This is a genomic window from Parvularcula sp. LCG005 (assembly GCF_032930845.1).
Taxonomy (GTDB): Bacteria; Pseudomonadota; Alphaproteobacteria; order Caulobacterales; family Parvularculaceae; genus Parvularcula.
The window spans coordinates 1362514-1381113 of sequence record NZ_CP136758.1; the positions used below are offsets into that span (position 1 = coordinate 1362514).

General features: G+C 59.5%; 22 protein-coding genes. 11 read left to right on the forward strand and 11 right to left on the reverse strand.

Annotated features, from left to right (window positions below):
• Positions 1–17: 17 nt before the first annotated feature.
• From pgeF to gshB, 5 genes are all read right to left on the reverse strand, one after another.
• A complete protein-coding gene (gene pgeF / locus RUI03_RS06420) occupies positions 18–782 on the reverse strand; it encodes a peptidoglycan editing factor PgeF (RefSeq protein WP_317289458.1) in 765 nt (254 codons plus the stop codon).
• A complete protein-coding gene (locus RUI03_RS06425; RefSeq protein ID WP_317289459.1) occupies positions 779–1918 on the reverse strand; it encodes a class I SAM-dependent methyltransferase in 1140 nt (379 codons plus the stop codon). The genes pgeF and RUI03_RS06425 overlap by 4 nt, the downstream gene beginning before the upstream one ends.
• Positions 1915–2817 carry a prolipoprotein diacylglyceryl transferase gene (gene lgt / locus RUI03_RS06430; RefSeq protein WP_317289460.1) on the reverse strand — a complete coding sequence of 301 codons (903 nt, stop codon included), beginning with the start codon at positions 2815–2817 and terminating at the stop codon, positions 1915–1917. The genes RUI03_RS06425 and lgt overlap by 4 nt, the downstream gene beginning before the upstream one ends.
• A gap of 94 nt (positions 2818–2911) precedes the next feature.
• Positions 2912–4084 (reverse strand): hypothetical protein, encoded by a 1173-nt coding sequence (locus RUI03_RS06435; RefSeq protein WP_317289461.1) that lies wholly within the window; start codon positions 4082–4084, stop codon positions 2912–2914.
• 72 nt (positions 4085–4156) lie between these two features.
• On the reverse strand, positions 4157–5113 hold the full coding sequence (gene gshB, locus RUI03_RS06440; protein WP_317289462.1) for a glutathione synthase: 957 nt from the start codon (positions 5111–5113) through the stop codon (positions 4157–4159).
• Between the two features lie 191 nt (positions 5114–5304).
• Between gshB and RUI03_RS06445 the strand changes: the two genes are divergently transcribed.
• From RUI03_RS06445 to RUI03_RS06495, 11 genes are all read left to right on the forward strand, one after another.
• Positions 5305–5550: an accessory factor UbiK family protein gene (locus RUI03_RS06445; RefSeq protein WP_317289463.1), complete on the forward strand. Its 246-nt coding sequence runs from the start codon at positions 5305–5307 to the stop codon at positions 5548–5550.
• 144 nt (positions 5551–5694) lie between these two features.
• Positions 5695–6198, forward strand: coding sequence for a YbjN domain-containing protein (locus tag RUI03_RS06450; protein ID WP_317289464.1), 504 nt, complete (start codon positions 5695–5697; stop codon positions 6196–6198).
• 73 nt (positions 6199–6271) lie between these two features.
• A complete protein-coding gene (locus RUI03_RS06455; protein ID WP_317289465.1) occupies positions 6272–6637 on the forward strand; it encodes a hypothetical protein in 366 nt (121 codons plus the stop codon).
• A 45-nt stretch (positions 6638–6682) separates the two neighbouring features.
• Positions 6683–7744, forward strand: coding sequence for a hypothetical protein (locus RUI03_RS06460; RefSeq protein WP_317289466.1), 1062 nt, complete (start codon positions 6683–6685; stop codon positions 7742–7744).
• Positions 7745–7788: 44 nt separating this feature from the next.
• Positions 7789–8613, forward strand: coding sequence for a pyrroline-5-carboxylate reductase (gene proC, locus RUI03_RS06465; protein WP_317289467.1), 825 nt, complete (start codon positions 7789–7791; stop codon positions 8611–8613).
• Positions 8613–9554: a histone deacetylase family protein gene (locus RUI03_RS06470; RefSeq protein WP_317289468.1), complete on the forward strand. Its 942-nt coding sequence runs from the start codon at positions 8613–8615 to the stop codon at positions 9552–9554. The genes proC and RUI03_RS06470 overlap by 1 nt, the downstream gene beginning before the upstream one ends.
• 11 nt (positions 9555–9565) lie before the next feature.
• On the forward strand, positions 9566–10189 hold the full coding sequence (locus tag RUI03_RS06475; protein ID WP_317289469.1) for a hypothetical protein: 624 nt from the start codon (positions 9566–9568) through the stop codon (positions 10187–10189).
• A complete protein-coding gene (locus RUI03_RS06480) occupies positions 10186–10419 on the forward strand; it encodes an exodeoxyribonuclease VII small subunit (protein WP_317289470.1) in 234 nt (77 codons plus the stop codon). Before RUI03_RS06475 ends, RUI03_RS06480 begins: the two co-directional genes overlap by 4 nt.
• A 118-nt stretch (positions 10420–10537) precedes the next feature.
• Entirely contained in the window at positions 10538–12451 is a 1914-nt protein-coding gene (dxs, locus tag RUI03_RS06485) for a 1-deoxy-D-xylulose-5-phosphate synthase (RefSeq protein WP_317289471.1), read from the forward strand.
• Positions 12452–12467: 16 nt separating this feature from the next.
• The gene (locus RUI03_RS06490) at positions 12468–13205 is read left to right on the forward strand and encodes a TlyA family RNA methyltransferase (RefSeq protein WP_317289472.1); all 738 of its coding nucleotides are present in this window, start codon (positions 12468–12470) and stop codon (positions 13203–13205) included.
• On the forward strand, positions 13195–14475 hold the full coding sequence (locus tag RUI03_RS06495) for a hypothetical protein (protein ID WP_317289473.1): 1281 nt from the start codon (positions 13195–13197) through the stop codon (positions 14473–14475). The genes RUI03_RS06490 and RUI03_RS06495 overlap by 11 nt, the downstream gene beginning before the upstream one ends.
• Here the strand turns inward: RUI03_RS06495 and RUI03_RS06500 are convergent.
• Genes RUI03_RS06500 through purM form a run of 6 tightly spaced genes read right to left on the reverse strand, consistent with a single transcriptional unit; the run spans position 14459 to position 18555 of the window.
• The gene (locus RUI03_RS06500; protein WP_317289474.1) at positions 14459–14914 is read right to left on the reverse strand and encodes a PaaI family thioesterase; all 456 of its coding nucleotides are present in this window, start codon (positions 14912–14914) and stop codon (positions 14459–14461) included. The genes RUI03_RS06495 and RUI03_RS06500 overlap by 17 nt on opposite strands.
• On the reverse strand, positions 14911–15378 hold the full coding sequence (locus RUI03_RS06505) for a PaaI family thioesterase (protein WP_317289475.1): 468 nt from the start codon (positions 15376–15378) through the stop codon (positions 14911–14913). The genes RUI03_RS06500 and RUI03_RS06505 overlap by 4 nt, the downstream gene beginning before the upstream one ends.
• Entirely contained in the window at positions 15378–15671 is a 294-nt protein-coding gene (locus tag RUI03_RS06510) for a chorismate mutase (protein WP_317289476.1), read from the reverse strand. The genes RUI03_RS06505 and RUI03_RS06510 overlap by 1 nt, the downstream gene beginning before the upstream one ends.
• Positions 15668–16900, reverse strand: a complete 1233-nt coding sequence (locus tag RUI03_RS06515) for an alpha/beta fold hydrolase (RefSeq protein WP_317289477.1) — start codon at positions 16898–16900, stop codon at positions 15668–15670. The genes RUI03_RS06510 and RUI03_RS06515 overlap by 4 nt, the downstream gene beginning before the upstream one ends.
• Positions 16901–16906: 6 nt before the next feature.
• A complete protein-coding gene (gene purN, locus RUI03_RS06520; RefSeq protein WP_317289478.1) occupies positions 16907–17563 on the reverse strand; it encodes a phosphoribosylglycinamide formyltransferase in 657 nt (218 codons plus the stop codon).
• Complete coding sequence (gene purM, locus RUI03_RS06525; protein WP_317289479.1) at positions 17560–18555, reverse strand: phosphoribosylformylglycinamidine cyclo-ligase; 996 nt, start codon at positions 18553–18555, stop codon at positions 17560–17562. The genes purN and purM overlap by 4 nt, the downstream gene beginning before the upstream one ends.
• Positions 18556–18600: the final 45 nt, after the last annotated feature.

Genomic DNA, 18600 nt, shown 5'->3' on the forward strand with positions numbered 1-18600 from the left:
GAAAAGGGGAAGGGCGTTCAAGACGCTTTGAGCATGATCGCCGAAAGATTGCGCCCGTAACCGGACTGTCCATTTTGGCGGGCATGTCGATAGCTGAAAAAGCGGTCGGGTTCGCTGAGGGTGCAGCCCCCCACGTCTTCAATATGACGCGGCAGGATCCCCACTGATTCAAGGCGGCAACGGACAAAGCCAATGTGGTCGAATGTCCATTTGCCGGCTTCCTCACGCGGTTCAAAATAGTGTCCAGCGTCCGCGAAGATGGTTTCGACCTCATGCTTGAGATCGTCGCCCACTTCGAAAGCCGGGGCTCTCAGCGATGGGCCGATCGCACAGCGGATGGTCTGGGGCGGTGCGCCCACCTCCGCCATCAGATCAACGGTCGCTTCCAGAATGCCGTACAGACTGCCGCGCCAACCCGCATGGGCGGCACCAATGACATCGTGACCCGAAAAAAGGACCGGCACACAATCTGCAGTCAACACGCCAATGGCCAGACCAGGGCGATCGGTGACCAGTCCATCGCCTTGCGGTCTGTGATCGCCGACCGGCGCGTCAACATACCGAGCGATGGCGGAGTGAATCTGATGACCGGTGCTGATCCGATCAGTGCCAAGATCGGCGGCGACGAGACGCCGGTTCTCTTCAACGGCAGCTGGATCATCCCCTGAGCCCGGACCGGTGTTGAGGCCGGCGAATGGCCGCTCACTGACGCCGCCCGATCTGCCAAAAAAGCCGTGGGGCTGATCGGCCAGTTGGCCAGCGCGAAGGGGAGAGAGGGTCATGAAAATCCAGGGGGTTCGGTAAGGTCGGGGGAAGACAGGGCCAAGACCTTGAAAAGGGCGCCCATGCCCGTGGCATCTCTCTCCATCAAACGCCCGGTACCGGCAACAAGTTGCGTCCGCGACTGCTCGTCCTGGACGGCAGCGAGGAGCTGCTCAAGCCGGGCGATCAGGCCAAGGCGTTCCAGAAAATCGCCCTGCTGCACGGGGCCGTCTACGCGGACATCGGCGTGCCTTGCCGTCCGGGCCAGAGCGCCGAAATCCACATGCGCCGTGATGTCTGCTAGACCAGGCTGGCTCAGAGGGTGCCAGTGGTCGTGTCGGCGGACCGCCTGCAAGGTGTCGCCATAGGCCGACCGGCCGTGGCCATAGTCGATGATGAGCGCGCGGCCTTTATGCTCCTGGAACCGGCCCGCAATATCTTCGATCATCTCCCGCGCCATGGGGCAGTCCTCAAAAATATCCTCGGGCTTGGCGCCGGACGGCATCGTGCTCAGGGGTGCCAGAGGCTTGGCGGACAGACAATAAGCGAGCCGAGCATCGTCACCGTCGCTGGTCCGGCCGACCATGCGCTCGCGCCATGGTTTCTCGCTTTTCTCTGCAATGCGGACAAACTGGCGGACAGGCAGGCAGTCAAAGAATTCGTTCGCGACAATGAGTGTCGGGGCCAGCGGCACATCCTCCAGCGCATCAACCCACTGGATGGCGTTATGCAGCCCCTGGAGCTTGCGCTGCTGGCGCATCCGTTGCCGGCCACCGGCCTCCACCATGAAGATGCGGGCCGCGGACAGGAAGGCGGGCCGGAGCTTGCCGACCCTGAGAATGTCCGCCATCAGCGTGCCGCGACCGGGGCCCAGTTCTACCAGCTGGAAATAGGACGGCGCGCCCATGTCCTGCCATGCCTGCACAAGCCACGCACCGACGAGTTCGCCGAAAATCTGGCTGATCTCTGGGGCAGTCGTGAAGTCCCCATCGGCACCGAACGGGTCCTGGGTGACGTAATAGCCGTGCTGCGGATGGATCAGGGCATCGGCCATGAAGTCCGCAACGCTGATCGGTCCATTCTCGGCAATCAGGTCGAGGAGGCGCGCTTCCAGCGGACTGGGGGGCGGGGGCGACGGGGACCTGTTTTCGCTCATGCAGCCTGCTGTTTCTTGCGGCTGACATGCCATGCAAACCACAGGCCAAGGACGATCATGGGCACGGACAGCATCATGCCGCGGGTCAGGAAACCCAGTGGTCCGGCATATTTATAATCATCGGGTTCGCGGAAAAACTCGACGATAAACCGCGACAGGCCATACCCAGCCAGAAAGATCCCGATGGCCGCGCCCTTGTACTGCAGGACGCGCAGCCGATGGACCGCGTACCACAGGACACCGAACAGGATCAGACCCTCAAGGCCGGCTTCATAAAGCTGGCTTGGGTGCCGGGGCACGGCATCTGCTGCATAAATCCATTCTCCAGAGAGGCGGTCGTAATACTCGGGGAAACGCACGGCCCAAGGCACATCGCTGGGGCGACCGTAGAGCTCTGCATTGATGAAATTGGCGATGCGGCCAAAGAACAGACCGATCGGCGCAGCGCAGGCGAAAAGATCGCCAATACCGACGGGGTTCAGCTTGTATTTGCGCGCAAAGTAGAACGTGGAGACGGCCACACCGATCAGGCCGCCATGGAAGGACATGCCGCCCTGCCAAATGGCAAGGGCAGGCGGTACGGGCAGGAATCCCAGCAATTTGTCCCACTCGCCAAAGGGCACGGCAAGTAGTTCGGGCCGATAGAAGAACACGAAGCCTAAGCGTCCGCCCAGAATGATCCCGAGTGTGACGTAGAAAATGACATCGTCCAGCTGCGCCTTGGTTAGCGGCAGAGCGCCCGGACCCGCGCCTTTCGGTGTCCAGAGCTCAGGCTGTTTCAGAAGCCGGATGAGATACCACCAGCCCGCAAGAATACCGGCGATATAGGCGAGGGCGTACCAACGTATCTGGAGCGGTCCAAGGCTGAGAAGGACCGGATCGATATCGGGATAGGGCATCGGCACTCACGCGTCTGACGTTGTTCGAGGCCGCCTTAGCGCGAGTGGCAGCGAAGGGGAATGGTTTGGTGCGTTTCGGAAATCGGACGTATCACTACCAGTCTGAGATAGTGGACATCACGATTGTTCCAGCGCGATAGGTCAGGCAATCTTTTGGCAGCTGATCGGCATTGATGGACCACCCCTCTGCTGCCTCTATAGCGTATTGACCAAATTTTTTCTGAGGGAGCTCACTGATCAAGCGAACATCCTTGGCACGGCCCTGTTGATCAAATCCATAGCTGATGAAAGCGACACCATTATAAGCCTTGCGCAGGGCAACTGACGGTATACGTGGCGGCTCGCGGTTCCATACAACCTTGTCTGAACATTCCTGCGGCCAGAACTGGTAGAGTTCGGGTAGATCAGCCGGATTTCTCAGGCCTTCAAATTCACGATCTTGCATCGCTTCTATTTCGAAAGACCCCACATACGTTCTCGCGATTGAATACCACATGGTGAGAGCCAGTGGCATTGGGTCAATTTCATCTGGAGTGGGCGCGGGCTTATCATAAAGCGATAGCGCATTCGTCAGAATGATTATCCCGTCTTTGATTTTCTCAACGTAAGCGTCGGAGACGGAAAACGGATGGTTTGAGTACGGTGAATGCTCGATGTCACTCAGCATGCTGACAGCACGAAGCATTGCCGTTTGCGCCATAAGAGACCGATCAACATTCTCCGTGGACCTGAACAAATTATATAGGGGGGTTATGTAATCGTACGCTGCATCATTGTCGCCACGGGCCAACATGGTTTCGACAACTTGCAGTTTTGCGATGATAATAATGAGCGACTTTTCGTCTACCCCTGCAGCTATCGCCTCTTCAATAGCCTTTTGCAGAGGACCAAATTTTTGCTTTGGATTGAGCTTACTATTCGTGAATGCCGCCATCAGCTCTAGTTCTAAACGGCTGTAATCCCCACTATTGAACCCGTCTTCATCGAGGTTCAGGCAAAGCTTTATCGCATCCACCGTGTCTTGGGTTGGAGTCCAAAGAGTCAAATCAATATAGTTTTGCGCCAACAAAAAGAGCGTGGTTTTATCTATGTTCTCAACATTCTGACCAAGTCTGAAGGCGCGCTTTGACTGTAATATAGCCGCTTGCTTATCCCCCTCCTGCAACGCTTGGTCATACGCCTTATAGGCTAGTAGGTATTCGGGTGTCTCTGCTGCAACGGATATCGTCGGCCACAGACAGGCCACAAGAACCAGTGAAATCCGCATCTTTTTCGCCCCTGTTTTCCAAGACCCTATGCCAGAATTTCAGGACGAAAAAGAAAATTATTGCTTCGAAATTCAGGCCATTTCTTCGAGCAGATCCCAGATCATGGCCGAGACGTCCGGGCCGCCAACCTTGCGCAATTCCTTGATCAGCGTGGGGGAGGTCACATTGATCTCGATCAGCTTGTCACCGATGAAATCCAGGCCTGCATAGAGGATGCCGTTCTGGCGAAGATAGTCGCCAATTTCGGCGGCGATTTCCTCCTGGCGCGGGGTCAGGTCCACATGAAACTCGGTCCCGCCGACAGCAATATTCGCGCGGAAATCGCCTTCCGGCGGTTTGCGACCAACGGCACCCACGAAATCCCCATCGAGCATCATGACCCGCGCATCGCCATCCGCGACTTCCGGCAGGAAGCCTTGGGCGATCACGGGGCCAAAGGGCTCAAGCTGCAGGATGTTGTTCACATGCGTTTCGAAATCCGGATCATCCGCACTCGACACGACCACGCCCTTGCCGCTGCCATAATAGCAGGGCTTGAGCACGACCTTGTCGTGATCGCCGGCAAAGGCGCGCAACACTTCCGGCTCATAGGAAACGAGCGTCTCCGGGATAAAATCCGGGAAACGCAGGGCACTGAGTTTTTCAGAGATGGCCCGCACACCCGACGGTGAGTTGACGAACAGGACGTCGCCTTCAAGCGGCTCCAGCAAAAGGGTCAGGGACAGATAGGCCTGATCGAACGGCGGATCCTTGCGGATGAAGATGACATCGAAATCCGACAGATCCTCGATCTCCGGTCCCTCCAGGCGATAGAGATCCGGCGTCATTGTCATGGCAGTGTGAATGTCTTTGACGAATTCGATCAGCTGCACCGTGCCTAGCACGCCTTCAGAGCCGGCATGAATGTCGGTGTATTCGCAGAATGCGACGTCGTACCCGCGTCCTTGCGCCTCCGCCATGAGGTCAAGACTGGTGTCTTTGTACGGTTTCAGGCTGTCCAACGGATCGATGATAAAAAGGGCGCGCATGTTCTGTCCGACTCTGTATCAGGTTGGGTGACACATGAGACCGTGCGACCAATCTCGCAAGCGCCTCTTTCGCATTTGCTGCGCTGCGCCTACATGCTCTGACTGGATAATATCACCCCTGTCCTGTGGTCGCGGCTTTACTTGCCGGAAGGGCAATGGGACAACCCGGCTTCGCCGAAGGAGCAGTCGCCATGCAAAGCACCAATCCCCTTTTCGACGGCATCGCCAAAGCAATGACCGAAGCGGCTGGCATGGCCGACGGTGTGCGCCGCGAGGCAGAGACGGTCATGCACAGTCAGCTGCAGCGCTTCATGGCGGATCAGGATCTGGTACCGCGCGAAGAATTCGAAGCGGTCCGGGACATGGCGACGAAGGCGTTGGCTGAGATTGAGGCCTTGAAGGCCGAGATCGCCGCGCTGAAGGGCGAGGGCGCCTGATTCTTCAGGCCTCAAATGCGGCCCCATAATTGGCCGACCAAATTTTATGTTGAATGGGCGCATCGCTTCGCTGCCGAGTCAGTTTAGGGCGACGCCATACTTACAGACGCTTTGCGGCGTCTTCGCCGCTGCGTTGGAGATGTTATGGATACGACTGTCACGACGGACGAGACTGTCTTTTCCGATCCCCTCGACACGCTCGAGATCATGGCGCGCCGCGCCGATATGGACACGCAACGGGTCGACGAGAATGAGTTGCACATCAACCTGACCGGGTCCTGGCGCGATGTCGGTATCTGGGTGTCCTGGCGGGCTGAGGCCCAGGTGCTGCAGATTGCAGCGCCGCTCGAAATGCGCGTGCCAGCCGCGCGCGAGCTCGAGGTTCTGCGGCTGATTGTGGCGGTGAATGAGCGGCTGTGGCTTGGTCATTTTGACCTGATCGAGCATGAGCGGAATGTCGTCTATCGCAACGGTGCCGTTCTGCCCGAAGGTCAGGGCATGGAGGACGGTCAGGCAGACATTGTGCTCCGCGCAGCGCTAGACGCGTTCGAGCGGTTCTATCCGGCGTTCAATTACGTCGTCTGGGGCGAGAAAACCGCATCCGAGGCTCTCGAGGCGGCGATCTGTGAAGTGGCCGGCAGCGCCTGAAATAGCTTCCCTTTCACAATGATCTCTCTAAACGACGGCGCATGGGATCAGGGCGTTCAATCAGTTCAGCGGCATGGCGGCGGTTGTTCGGGCCTTTGACGATCATGGCGCTGTTGCTCGTGTCGTTGCCCAGGCGTCGATGCCGATCATGCCGGGCGGCTTTTCCGCCCATGTGGCGGCGAGTGACGATCCGGTCCAGCGCGCGGTCCTGAACCTTGCCGGTCTGTGCCAGCCGTCCGGCGGTGAGGATGACGCGCCGCCGACGGGGACCGATTGTCCTATCTGTCTTGCGCCGCCCTGTGCGGCCGTATTGCCTACCCTTCAAGACATTCAGAGTGCAGGCCCGTTCGTCACCGAATGGTTTTCTGTCACCGCCCAGCTTTCATTCCATCGTTACCGACTGGCAGCCTTGGGCCGGGGCCCCCCTCTTTCGCACTGAACTGACACCACCCTCCGTTCACGTTGCACTTTCCAAGAGGTATTCATGCGACATCATTTGCTCGCAGCCTGCGTGGCTGCCCCCGTTCTCCTGTCCGCTGCTTACGCCGACACCATTTCCGCCGCTCTCGATCATGCGCCTATCGGGGTGATGGGCGACCACACCCACAAGAAAGGCGAGTGGATGTTCTCCTATCGCCTGATGCAGATGCAGATGGAAGGAAACCGGGTTGGCGAAAGCCACGTCAGCCCCACCGAGATCGTGACGGGCGTCGAAAACCCGTTCGGCATGCCGCCCTATCTGCGGGTGGTCCCTGAAGAAATGAGCATGACCATGCATATGCTCGGGGCCATGTATGCCCCATCCGATCGCGTCACCCTGATGGCCATGGTCAATTATACGTCTCAGGAGATGGACCACCTGACCTATCAGGGCATGATGGGTTCAAATTTGTTGGGCACCTTCTCAACGAGCGCTGAAGGCTTCGGCGACGTCTCGGTCACCGCGCTGGTGAGCCTGTTCGAGAAGGAGCACCTGAAGGTCCACGGTGGATTGGGCCTGTCGCTTCCAACCGGATCGATTGAGCAGACAGATGCCGTCCTCACGCCCATGAACATGCAGGCGGACCTTCGTCTCCCGTATCCGATGCAATTGGGGTCAGGTACCTATGACCTCAAACCCTCGCTGACATTGACGAACAAGACCCATGACGCCCGCTTCGGCGGGGGCGTGCAATATTCCGGCATTGTCCGTCTAGACGAGAATGATGCGGGCTACACGCTGGGCGATCGGCATGAGTTGACGGCGTGGGGGGCTTGGTCGCCTGATCCGCGAGTGTCGTTTTCCCTGCGCAGCATCGCGTGGACAAAGGACAGTATTGACGGCGATGATGCCTTGATCCGGGCGCCGGTTCAGACCGCCAACCCCGATTTTCACGGCGGCGAGGGTGTTGACCCTGGGTTCGGCATGAACCTCTTGGGGACCGAAGGCGCGATCCGTGGTTACCGGCTTGGGGCCGAGCTTGTGGTGCCGGTCAAACGCGACCTTAACGGCCCGCAGCTGGAGACAGACTGGACGGCTACGTTGGGTCTGCAGAAAGCGTTCTGATCCTGACGTAGCCAAACCGGCCATGGGGCGCTATCTGTTGTCCCATGGCTAAAAAACTTTCTCTTCTCCTCCTTGGTGCCGGCAATATGGGCGGCGCTCTTCTTGAGTCCTGGATCCGCAACGGCATCGTTGACCCAAAGCGGTCCGCTGTCGTTGATCCGAACCCGTCCGATAAAATTCTCGCGGTGTGCGAGGATGGCCACGTCCCGGTCAATCCGGTCGACGACGGCGAAGGCTATGATTATTGCGTGCTGGCGATCAAGCCGCAGATGTTTGGCGATATTCTGCCCACGTTGAAATGGCCGGGCATTGAAAAGACGGTCTTCATGTCGATCGCCGCTGGCGTCACCATCGACAGCATGACGAAGCTCCTGAAATCACAATCGTCATCCCCTAAAATCATCCGCACAATGCCGAACTTGCCTGCCGCGATCGGCCAGGGAATGACCATCCTGACCGAAGGGCCGGGCGTGACGAGCGAGCAACGCGATGACGCTGACATGCTGTTCAAGGGCGCCGGCGATACGGTCTGGGCCAAGGATGAGGACCAGCTTGATCGTCTGATGGGTATTTCAGGCTGCGGCCCCGCTTATGTGTTCCTGTTCGCCGAAGCGCTTGAAGAAGCGGCGCTGGCCGAGGGTGCTTCGCCGGAAGACGCCCGCAAACTGGCCGAGATGACGGTGACAGGCTCTGCGGCGCATCTGGCGCAGGATGGCCGGACGGCAGCCGAACTGCGCAAGGCGGTGACATCGCCGGGCGGTACGACAGCGGCGGCCTTGTCTGTCTGGGATGATACGGATGGTCTGCGCCCACTCGCCAAACGGGCCGTGCGCGCAGCCTATGACCGGGCCAAGGAACTGGGCAAATAATGCGGACCCTGCTTTTCGACCATGATGTCTTCGGCGCTCATGAGGTGCCGCCGGGTCATGCCGAACAGCAGGCGCGTTACACCGCTGTGGACCGCGCCCTGTCATCGCCTGAGTTTGCGCATCTGACGCGTGAACTGGCCCCGAAAGCCGATCGCACCGCGCTGCTTCGTGCCCATGGTGAGCGCTATGTGGACGACATTTTCCGGCTGGCTCCGACCGAAGGCATGGTGCAGCTCGACGCGGACACGTTCATGGGTCCCCACAGTCTGGACGCCGCTTTGCGCGGTGCTGGCGGTGCGGTTGCCGCGATTGATGCAGTTTTCGCGGGGAGGGCAGACAACGCCTTCGTCGCGGCGCGTCCACCGGGGCATCATACGGTGCCGGATCAGGCGATGGGGTTTTGCGTTTTCAATAATGCGGCGATTGCTGCCCGCCATGCACGCGCGGTCCATGGGGCGAGACGAATCGCTGTGGTTGATTTTGACGTGCACCACGGCAACGGGACGCAGGACATCTTCTTTGATGACGAAGACGCCTTCTTCGCGTCGAGCCATGAATGGCCGCAATACCCGGGGACGGGACGAGCAGACGAGAAGGGCGCTTTTGAACAGATTCACAACGCGCCGCTGGCGACCGGTGAGGGGTCTTCGGCCTTCCGCCTTGCCTGGGGCAATGATCTGCTTCCAGCGCTGAGCGAGTTCCGACCCGATGTGATCGTCATTTCCGCCGGCTTCGATGCCCATGCCGCCGATCCACTGGGCGGTCTTGAGCTGCTCGAAGCTGATTTTGCCTGGTTTACCGGCCAGATCATGCAGATTGCGCGCGATTGCTGTGAGGGTCGTGTCGTCTCGGTTCTGGAGGGCGGCTATGATCTTTCCGCCTTGCAAACTTCTGTGGCTGCGCACGTGAAAACGCTCGCCAGCTTGGACGGACCCCGCTAGACGCGACCGCTATGACCGGTAGGATCATCACAGCGCGGCATGGTAGGCCGAATGTGGATCGCAGTGTGCGTATCACCGCCAAGGAATATGGCGCGTGGTGGGCGAACTACGATTTGAGCGGCCTCGCACCCGGTGAAGAGCCCCCGGGCTCTTTGGTTGAAGCTGCGGGCGACTGTCATGTGGTATTGAGCTCGACCCTGCCTCGCGCGATTGAGACGGCCGCCAAGATTGTCGATCATGCCCGGCATGTGCCGCAGGACGCCATGTTCGTTGAGGCCCCGCTGCCGCCGCCGCCAGTTCCGTTTCTGAAACTGTCTCCGACGACCTGGGGTGTCATTTCGCGTATCTTCTGGTTTGTGGGCCTGTCACCCAAGGGCGTTGAGACCCATCGGGGTGCCTGGCGCCGGGTGCGGCAAATTGCCGATCGGTTGATCGAGCATGCCGAACGGGGTGACCATATTCTCCTTTGTGCCCATGGTTATGTGAACTGGATGCTGGATGGACATTTGCGCAAGCGGGGCTGGGGACGCGAATGCCATGTGGGCGATAATGATTACTGGTCATGGCGCTCCTATCGCCGGGTCGCGCCTGATCTCGAAGCCGTCACCGATATGGGTGAGAGGAAGCCGTCATGAATGATATCAGCACTTTGTCCTTCGAAGCGGCCTTGGCTGAGCTGGAACAGATCATCAGCAAGCTTGAGGCGGGCGATGTGGAGCTGGAAAAGTCGATCGCCCTTTATGAACGTGGCGCCGCTTTGAAAAAGCATTGCGAAACCACGCTGAAATCGGCTCGGGAAAAGATCGAGAAGATCGTTCTTGATGCCGACGGGAAGCCGCAGGCTGAAGCGGCCAGTTTCGACTGAAAATTGCCGCAATGACAGCGGAGATGGGCCGTAACCTGTCCCGTATAGAGACGCTGCCTCTTGCTTTCTTATCGCACAAGGAAACATAGTGGCTTCAAAGACAAGGGAAAACGCGCCCATGGCGACCGACACGCCGCTGCTGAACCAGATTTCGACGCCAGATGACCTGCGGAAGCTCAAACGATCTGACTTGCCCCGCCTGGCGGAGGAACTGCGCGCGGAGGTGATTGACGCCGTGTCCGTCACCGGTGGCCATCTGGGTGCCGGGCTGGGTGTCGTCGAACTGACGACAGCGTTGCACTATGTTTTCGACACCCCGAAAGACAAGCTCATCTGGGATGTCGGGCACCAGTGCTATCCCCACAAGATTCTGACCGGGCGCCGTGATCGTATCCGCACCCTGCGTCAAAAGGACGGTTTGTCCGGGTTCACCAAGCGCTCTGAAAGCGAGTACGATCCCTTCGGCGCGGCCCACGCGGCCACGTCCATTTCCGCTGCCCTCGGCATGGCCGTGGCGCGGGACCTGAAAGAAGAAGACAACCGGATCGTCGCCGTTATCGGTGACGGATCGATGTCTGCCGGCATGGCCTATGAGGCGATGAACAATGCCGGTGACCGGGGCAAACAGCTGACCGTCATTCTGAACGATAACGACATGTCGATCGCGCCGCCGGTCGGGGCTATGAGCGCCTATCTGGCGCGGGCCGCGTCATCAGACAAATATCATGGCTTCAGAAATCTTGCTAAGCAGCTGGCCAAGAACCTGCCGAACCGGTTCTACAAAGGCGCGGCCAAGATGGAAGAATACACCCGCGGCATGGTCACCGGCGGGACGCTGTTTGAGGAACTTGGCTTCTATTATGTCGGCCCGATTGATGGTCACAATCTCGACCACCTCGTACCGGTTCTCGAGAATGTCCGTGAGCTGAAGGACGGCCCCGTCCTCGTGCACGTCGTGACGCAGAAGGGCAAAGGCTATGCGCCGGCCGAAACCGCGTCAGACAAGTATCATGGCGTGTCGAAATTCGACGTCGTGTCCGGCAAGCAGCATAAATCCAAGACCAACGCGCCCAGCTATACGTCCGTCTTCGCGGACCAGTTGGTCAAGGAAGGCGTGCGCGATGAGCGGATTGTCGGCATCACGGCCGCCATGCCTGCGGGGACGGGCCTCGACAAATTCATGGAAGCCTTTCCGCACCGCACATTCGATGTGGGTATCGCCGAACAGCATGCAGTGACCTTCGCTGCCGGTCTGGCGGCGGAGGGAATGGTGCCGTTCTGCGCCATCTATTCCACGTTCCTGCAACGTGGTTATGATTCAGTCGTACACGACGTCGCTTTGCAGGGTCTGCCCGTGCGCTTTGCGCTCGACCGTGCTGGCCTGGTCGGTGCGGATGGCGCGACCCATGCGGGGGCGTTTGACACCGCCTATCTTGGCTGTCTGCCCGGTATCGTGCTGATGGCTGCCGGCGATGAGGCCGAGCTTGTGCATATGACGCACACGGCGGCGCTTTACGACGAACTCCCCATCGCTTTCCGTTTTCCGCGGGGTGAGGGGCTCGGCGTTGACATGCCAGATACGCCGAAATTCTTGGAGATTGGCAAAGGCCGGATCCTCCGCGAGGGGACGTCTGTTGCGCTGTTGTCCTACGGCACACGTCTGGGCGAGACCCTGAAAGCCGCTGATATGCTGTCCGCGCGCGGACTGTCGACGACCGTCGCGGATGCCCGTTTCGCCAAACCGCTTGATGAGGATCTTATCCGGCGCCTCGCGACTAATCATGAGGTGCTGATCACGGTGGAAGAAGGGTCGGTGGGCGGCTTTGGCGCCTTTGTCCTGCATTTCCTGTCGCGCGACGGTCTTCTGGACAATGGTATGAAGGTTCGTACCCTGACGCTTCCCGATATCTATCAGGATCATGGCACGCCCGCTGAGATGTACGGTGAGGCTGAGCTGATGGCCGAACATATCGCCAATGCGGCGGCGCAACTCTTCGGTGTTGCGGTCGCCAGTGCTGATAGTCGCGCCTGAACCCTGAGGATGGGGTATGCGCCTTGATGCCTATCTCGTGGAGACCGGACTGATCCGTAGCCGTGAGCGGGCGAAAGCCGCAATCAGGGCCGGGCTCGTGACGGTGAACGGCGCGCCCGCCAGCAAGCCGGGACAGTCTCTCAATCCTGATGACAAAATCGTCTGCGATGGTGATACCCACGACTATGTCTCGCGCGGTGCGCTGAAACTGGAGCGCGGGCTGGATGCCTTTGGCGTCGACCCGGCGCGCTCCATCTGTCTTGATCTCGGGGCGTCTACGGGCGGGTTCACGGAGGTTCTGCTCCGCCGTGGGGCACGCCGCGTTTATGCCGTTGATGTGGGCCATGGGCAGTTGGACGAGAGCATTGCGGCTGATCCTCGCGTCATCAATCTTGAGAGAACCCACGCCAAGGCACTGTCATCCGCGCTTGTTCCTGAGCCGATTGAACTTGTCGTCTGCGACGTCAGTTTCATCAGTATCATGAAGGCGCTACCCTTCGCCCTGTCGCTCTGCTCTGACGGTGCCAAGCTAGTGACACTTGTCAAACCACAATTTGAGCTGGGCCCGGATCATCTGGGGAAGGGCGGTCTTGTCACGATGCCGCTTGAAGATCAGCATCGGCGGATGCTTGAAACAATCGTCCCCTGGTTATCCGAACAAGGGTGGCGTGTCTTGGGGACCACTGACAGCCCCATTCAGGGCGGTGACGGCAACCACGAATTTCTGGTCGGAGCGATCTACGATGGCCCGTAAACGCGGTAGGCCGGCGGCCAGAAAAAAATCATCACGTGAACGGATCAATCTGACCGTGAACCGATTGGGGGCCAGTGGTGATGGTCTGGCCGGTGATATCGCCGTGCCCATGACACTGCCGGGTGAGACCGTCCTCGTTGATCTGCATGGTAAGGAAGCGATCCCCGCTGAGCGGTTCAATGATGCGGCGGCCCGTGTGGCGCCTGCCTGCAAGCACTTTGGACTGCCTGGTGATGGTTGTGGCGGCTGCCATCTGCAGCACCTGGGGGCAGAGGGCTCGCTTGGTTTCAAGGTTGAACGACTGACACGTGCCCTGCACCGTACATTGGATGACCTGCCGCCGATCGAAACGTTCCAAGCACCGCCATCGAGCCGCCGCCGCGCCAAACTGCACCTGAAACGGCGCGGTCTCCAATGGCAGCTCGGTTTTCGACGCCGCCGGTCCCACGACGTTGTCAATATTGATATGTGTACTGTATTGCACCCGGATCTCCTCCGGCCAGCGCTTGCGATCCGCGCCATGGCGTCGCAACTGCTCCCCGAAGATTGCCGTGAGACCGACCTTTTTCTGACCCTTTCGGATACCGGCGTTGATGCGGATTTTGTCAATGTGGACGAAGAGCGGCTGACCCTGATCCAGCGTGAGGCGCTGGCGGCGTTCGCTCAGGATTTCGGACTGGCGCGCCTGTCCGTAGGCGGCATGCCGATCGCCGGCGGCGCGGCGCCCGTATTGCGCCTGGGCACACTGACCGTGGGCCTCCCGCCGGGTGTGTTTCTGCAGGCAACACGCGAAGGTGAACGGGTCATGCAGGACCGCGTCGTCGCCGCGCTTCGTGGCCGGACCCATGTCGCGGATCTGTTCTGCGGCATCGGAACATTCGCCGCGGCCCTGCCAGAGGATTCCCAGATTGCGGCAGTGGACTGCGCGGGCGCAGCAACCGCTGCCTTGGACAGAGCGGCCCGCCAGGCGGGGCGGACGATCACGACCGTCACGCGCGACCTGTTTGACGATCCATTGTCTTCTGATGAGTTGTCAGGATACGACGCCGTGATCATGGACCCGCCCCGGGCTGGTGCCGCCGCGCAATCCGCCCTGGTGGCGCGCTCAGGCGTCCCTGTCGTCGTCGCTGTGTCGTGTAATCCAGACACGCTAGCGCGTGATGCGGGCCTTCTCAGCGAACATTATGCGCTTTCATCTCTGATGCTGATCGACCAGTTCCTGTACTCACCGCACATCGAAACAGTCGCGGTCTTTACGCGTCGTCCGTAGGCGTTGGCATGATGCGAAGGGCGACAGCGGCCCGACCGATGGGTTTGTCCTGATCCGCCTGCCAGCTCGTCGCTTCGACAAATGAAATGCGACGTCCGTGCCGAATGATGTCGACATGAGCAAACATGTCCTCATCGGCCGCCGGTCTGAGGTAATTGCAATGGACACTGATCGCGCGGGCAGTGGATCCCGGGTCCAGTCGTGACCGAATTTCGTTGACGGCGCAGGCCTGCAGGAAGCTTGAGATCACACCGCCATGCAGTGACCGGGTCATCTCATTGCCCACGTGATGTTCAGCACGCCGAAGGGTATAAAAGTGGCGGCCATCTTTTACCGCAGCGTCGAAGGCGAGCCATCCGCCAATGGCGGTGCGGTCACGCCAGTCAAGGATTCGCTCAAGCGTATCTTCACCGGGGGAGAGCAGATCAATCTTTGTCATAGCCTTGATCCCGTCGCCGAACCGTCTGGTCGACTGACAAGGAACGTGCCTTGCGCTTTCGCCGCCAATTGACCGTCTCGTGTCATCCGTCCGCTGCAGACCGCTACATTGTCTATGATGCCGTCACATTCAGCCTCACACAGAACAACATTGCCAGTCGTGGCGGGGGAGAAGAAGTCCGTCTTCAGATTGATTGTGGACAGTGGCGCGAACGCATCCATTCGCGTCCACGCACCAACGGCGAGGATCGTGTCCAACAATATCGTATATAGGCCGCCAAACGTCTCATCATCGTCGGCAAAAGCGGCGGGGAGCGTGATTTCAACAGCGACCGATCCTACGCCCACGGACGTGGTCCGCATCGGAATGTCCCGAAACAGCTTGTGCTCCGACTGCATGTGCTTTTCAGCAAAAGCGAGAGCCTGAGCAATTGCCGGCGCGATGGTGGTCTTGTCGTCTGCCATTACTGTCCGAGCTTTTCTTCCTCATACTGAATGCCCCAGCCGATCAGCTGGCGCCAGAGGGCCTCGACCAGACCAGGCGGCAGGCCGCCATCTTCGGCCCGTCCGCGAACACGGTCGACGACCTGCTGGATGCGCCAGGGCACAGTGGCTTCTTCGGGGCGAGACTTCAGCTGCCAGGCACGGTCTACGTAGCCCCAGCGTTCGACCAACAGATCGACAAGAGCATCGTCCAGCCGGTCGATTTCGTAGCGAACCTGTTCCATGTTCTCGCAATCGGCGGGCGTTTTGTTCATGGGTCTTGCCTCTCTGTGATGACTGTCGCACCAGTTTCCAATGTGCGGTGTACCGGACAACGGCCGGCAATTTCAAATATTCGATCGCGGGTTTTGTCGTCAAAATCACCGGAAATCGTAATTTTTCGCGTAAAGACGTCCGGTTTCATCGCAGTTTCGTTTGTGACCAATTCGGCGTCCTGTTCGTGTGACTTTTCGTGGTCGACAACGCACGAGAGATGGTCGAGCGGAATTTTCTTGCGCTCCGCATACATCCGGATCGTCATCGTGGTGCAGGCGCCAAGGGCAGCACATAAAAGGTCATAGGGGGAGGGGCCGCTGCCCAACCCGCCAAGTGCCAACGGTTCATCGGCGATCAGGCGATGGGGACCTGTTTGAATGAGATTCTGGTATCGCCCCTGTCCGGTCTCGGAAACATGCACCTTCTTTTCCGTCAGAGCTGGCGGACGGGCAGCAGCATCGATGTTCAGATAACGCTCCGCCCACGCCGCGATCACCTGCGCCGCATAGGTCGCATCAACGGGATTGGTGACGAGGTGATCTGCGTTGTCGAGTGACACGAAGCTCTTGGGGTGTTTCGCCGCGACAAACAGGCGGGAGGCGTTCTCTATACCGACTGTTTCATCTGTCGGTGAATGCATGATAAGGAACGCGCGGTGCAGATCCGCGGCGCATTCGAGTATCGAATGTTGTTCGAGATCATCGATAAACTGCTTGTCGATGCGGAACGGCCGCCCGGCAAGGCTCACCTCTGCGGTCCCCTCAGTCTGGATCTTGTCCAGATGATCGGCAAACTGATTTTTGACGTGGTGAACATCCGCGGGGGCCGCAATGGTTGCAACGGCCTTGACCTCTGGGATCATGTGGGCAACCGCGATGACCGCAGCGCCACCCAGGGAATGGCCGACAAGTAGGGATGGCGCGTCGTAGCGGTCGCGCATGAAAGCGGCCGCACTGCAGAGATCGGCAATATTCATCGAGAAGTTGGTCGACGAAAATTCGCCGCCCGATGCGCCCAAGCCCGTGAAATCAAACCGCAGCACGGCAATGCCGCTGTCGGTCAGCGCTGCCGAGACCGTCCGTGCAGCGATAAAATCCTTGGAACAGGTGAAGCAGTGAGCGAACAGGGCGTAGGCCTTGATCGGGCCCTTAGGCAGGTCAAGACGTGCCGCAAGTTCCGCGCCCGTTGCGCCCGTAAACGTCAAACGCCGGTTCTGTTCTGCCATCATGTGTTCCTAGCGTCGGTAACGGGTGCGGGTATTGAAGCTCATCAGCATGTCGGACGGGACGGTCAGCGCATCTGCCCCAGTTTGGTCGCCAGTGAGAAAGACGCGTACGGCTGCCGGGTAGAGAAGATGTTCCGCCTGCCGAACCCGTGCAGAAAGACTGTCCAGCGTGTCCGCTGAATGTCGAGGGACCGCCACCTGACCGACGATTGGCCCGCCATCGAGCTCTTCCGTCACTGCATGGACCGTACAGCCCGATAGCGTGGCGGTCGAGGCAAGGACCTGTTCATGGGCGCGATTGCCCGTGAAGGCGGGCAAAAGGGACGGGTGGATATTCAGCATCCGCTCCCGCCATTTCGCCATGAAGGTTTGCGTCAGGATTCGCATGAAGCCCGCGAGGCAGACAAATTCAATGCCTGCCTCCTCCAGCGCCTCGTCAATTGCGGCATCAAACTCTTCGCGGCTGGCATAGTCGCGATGGGGAATAACCAGCGTTCTGATCCCGGCCCGCTCTGCGCGCGCCAGGCCTGCGGCATCAGCCCGATTGGAAATCACGAGCTGGAGGTCGGCGGGAAAAGCTGGATCTGCATTGCGGGCATCGATCAACGCCTGCAGGTTCGTGCCGCTGCCTGAGATCAGGACCGCCGTGGCTATTGCCGTGCTCATTTTTTGACCAAGGTGCCGATGACGCGCCCTTCGGGCAGGCTATCAAGAATGCTGTCGGCCACGTCCTGGGCCACGATGATGACCATGCCGATCCCTGCGTTGAAGGTCAGCCGGATATCTTCGATCGACAGTTCGCCAGCGCTGCGCAGCCAGTCGAACAGGGGCGGCAGTTCCAGATTCTTGTCGTCATAGGACGGGGCCAGATCGTCGGGCAGAGCGCGAGGCACGTTCTCGGTAAGGCCGCCGCCGGTGATATGCGCAAGCCCCTTGATGGAACCTGCTTTGCACAGGGGCAGCAGTTCTTTCACATAAATAGCCGTCGGCGCCATGAACGCGTCGGCGAGCGTCCCGTCGGAAAAGGGCGACTTGTCTTCCCAGTTCAACCCCTGGCCGGCGACAATCTTGCGGATCAGGGAGAAGCCATTGGAGTGAGGACCCGAGGACGGCAGGCCAATCATGACGTCTCCCTCGACCATCGCGTCAGTGTTGGGCAGCACCTTGTCGCGGTCCACCGCGCCGACGCAGAATCCGGCGAGGTCATAATGTCCGTCATCGTACATGCCCGGCATCTCTGCCGTCTCGCCGCCAATCAAGGCCGCACCGGCCCGGCGACAACCCTCCGCTACACCGCCAATGACACTGGCGGCCACGCCTTCGTCGAGTTTGCCGCAGGCAAAATAGTCAAGGAAAAACAGTGGCTCAGCGCCTTGGGCGAGAACATCATTTACGCACATGGCTACCAGGTCGATACCGACCGTATCGTGGCGCCCTGTCTGAAAGGCCAGCATCAGTTTAGTGCCGACGCCGTCGGTCCCTGAAACGAGAAGGGGATCGTCGTACCCGGCAGCCTTGAGGTCAAACAGCCCGCCAAAACCGCCCAGATCAGCGGTCGCACCCGCCCGGCGGGTTGCCTTAGCTAAGGGGCTGATGGCTTTTACGAGGCGATTGCCGGCGTCGATATCCACTCCGGCCTTTTTATAGGCGTCGGCCATAGGGGCCCTTCCTCATTGTCAGATGTCGTTTGCGCTTTCCTATAC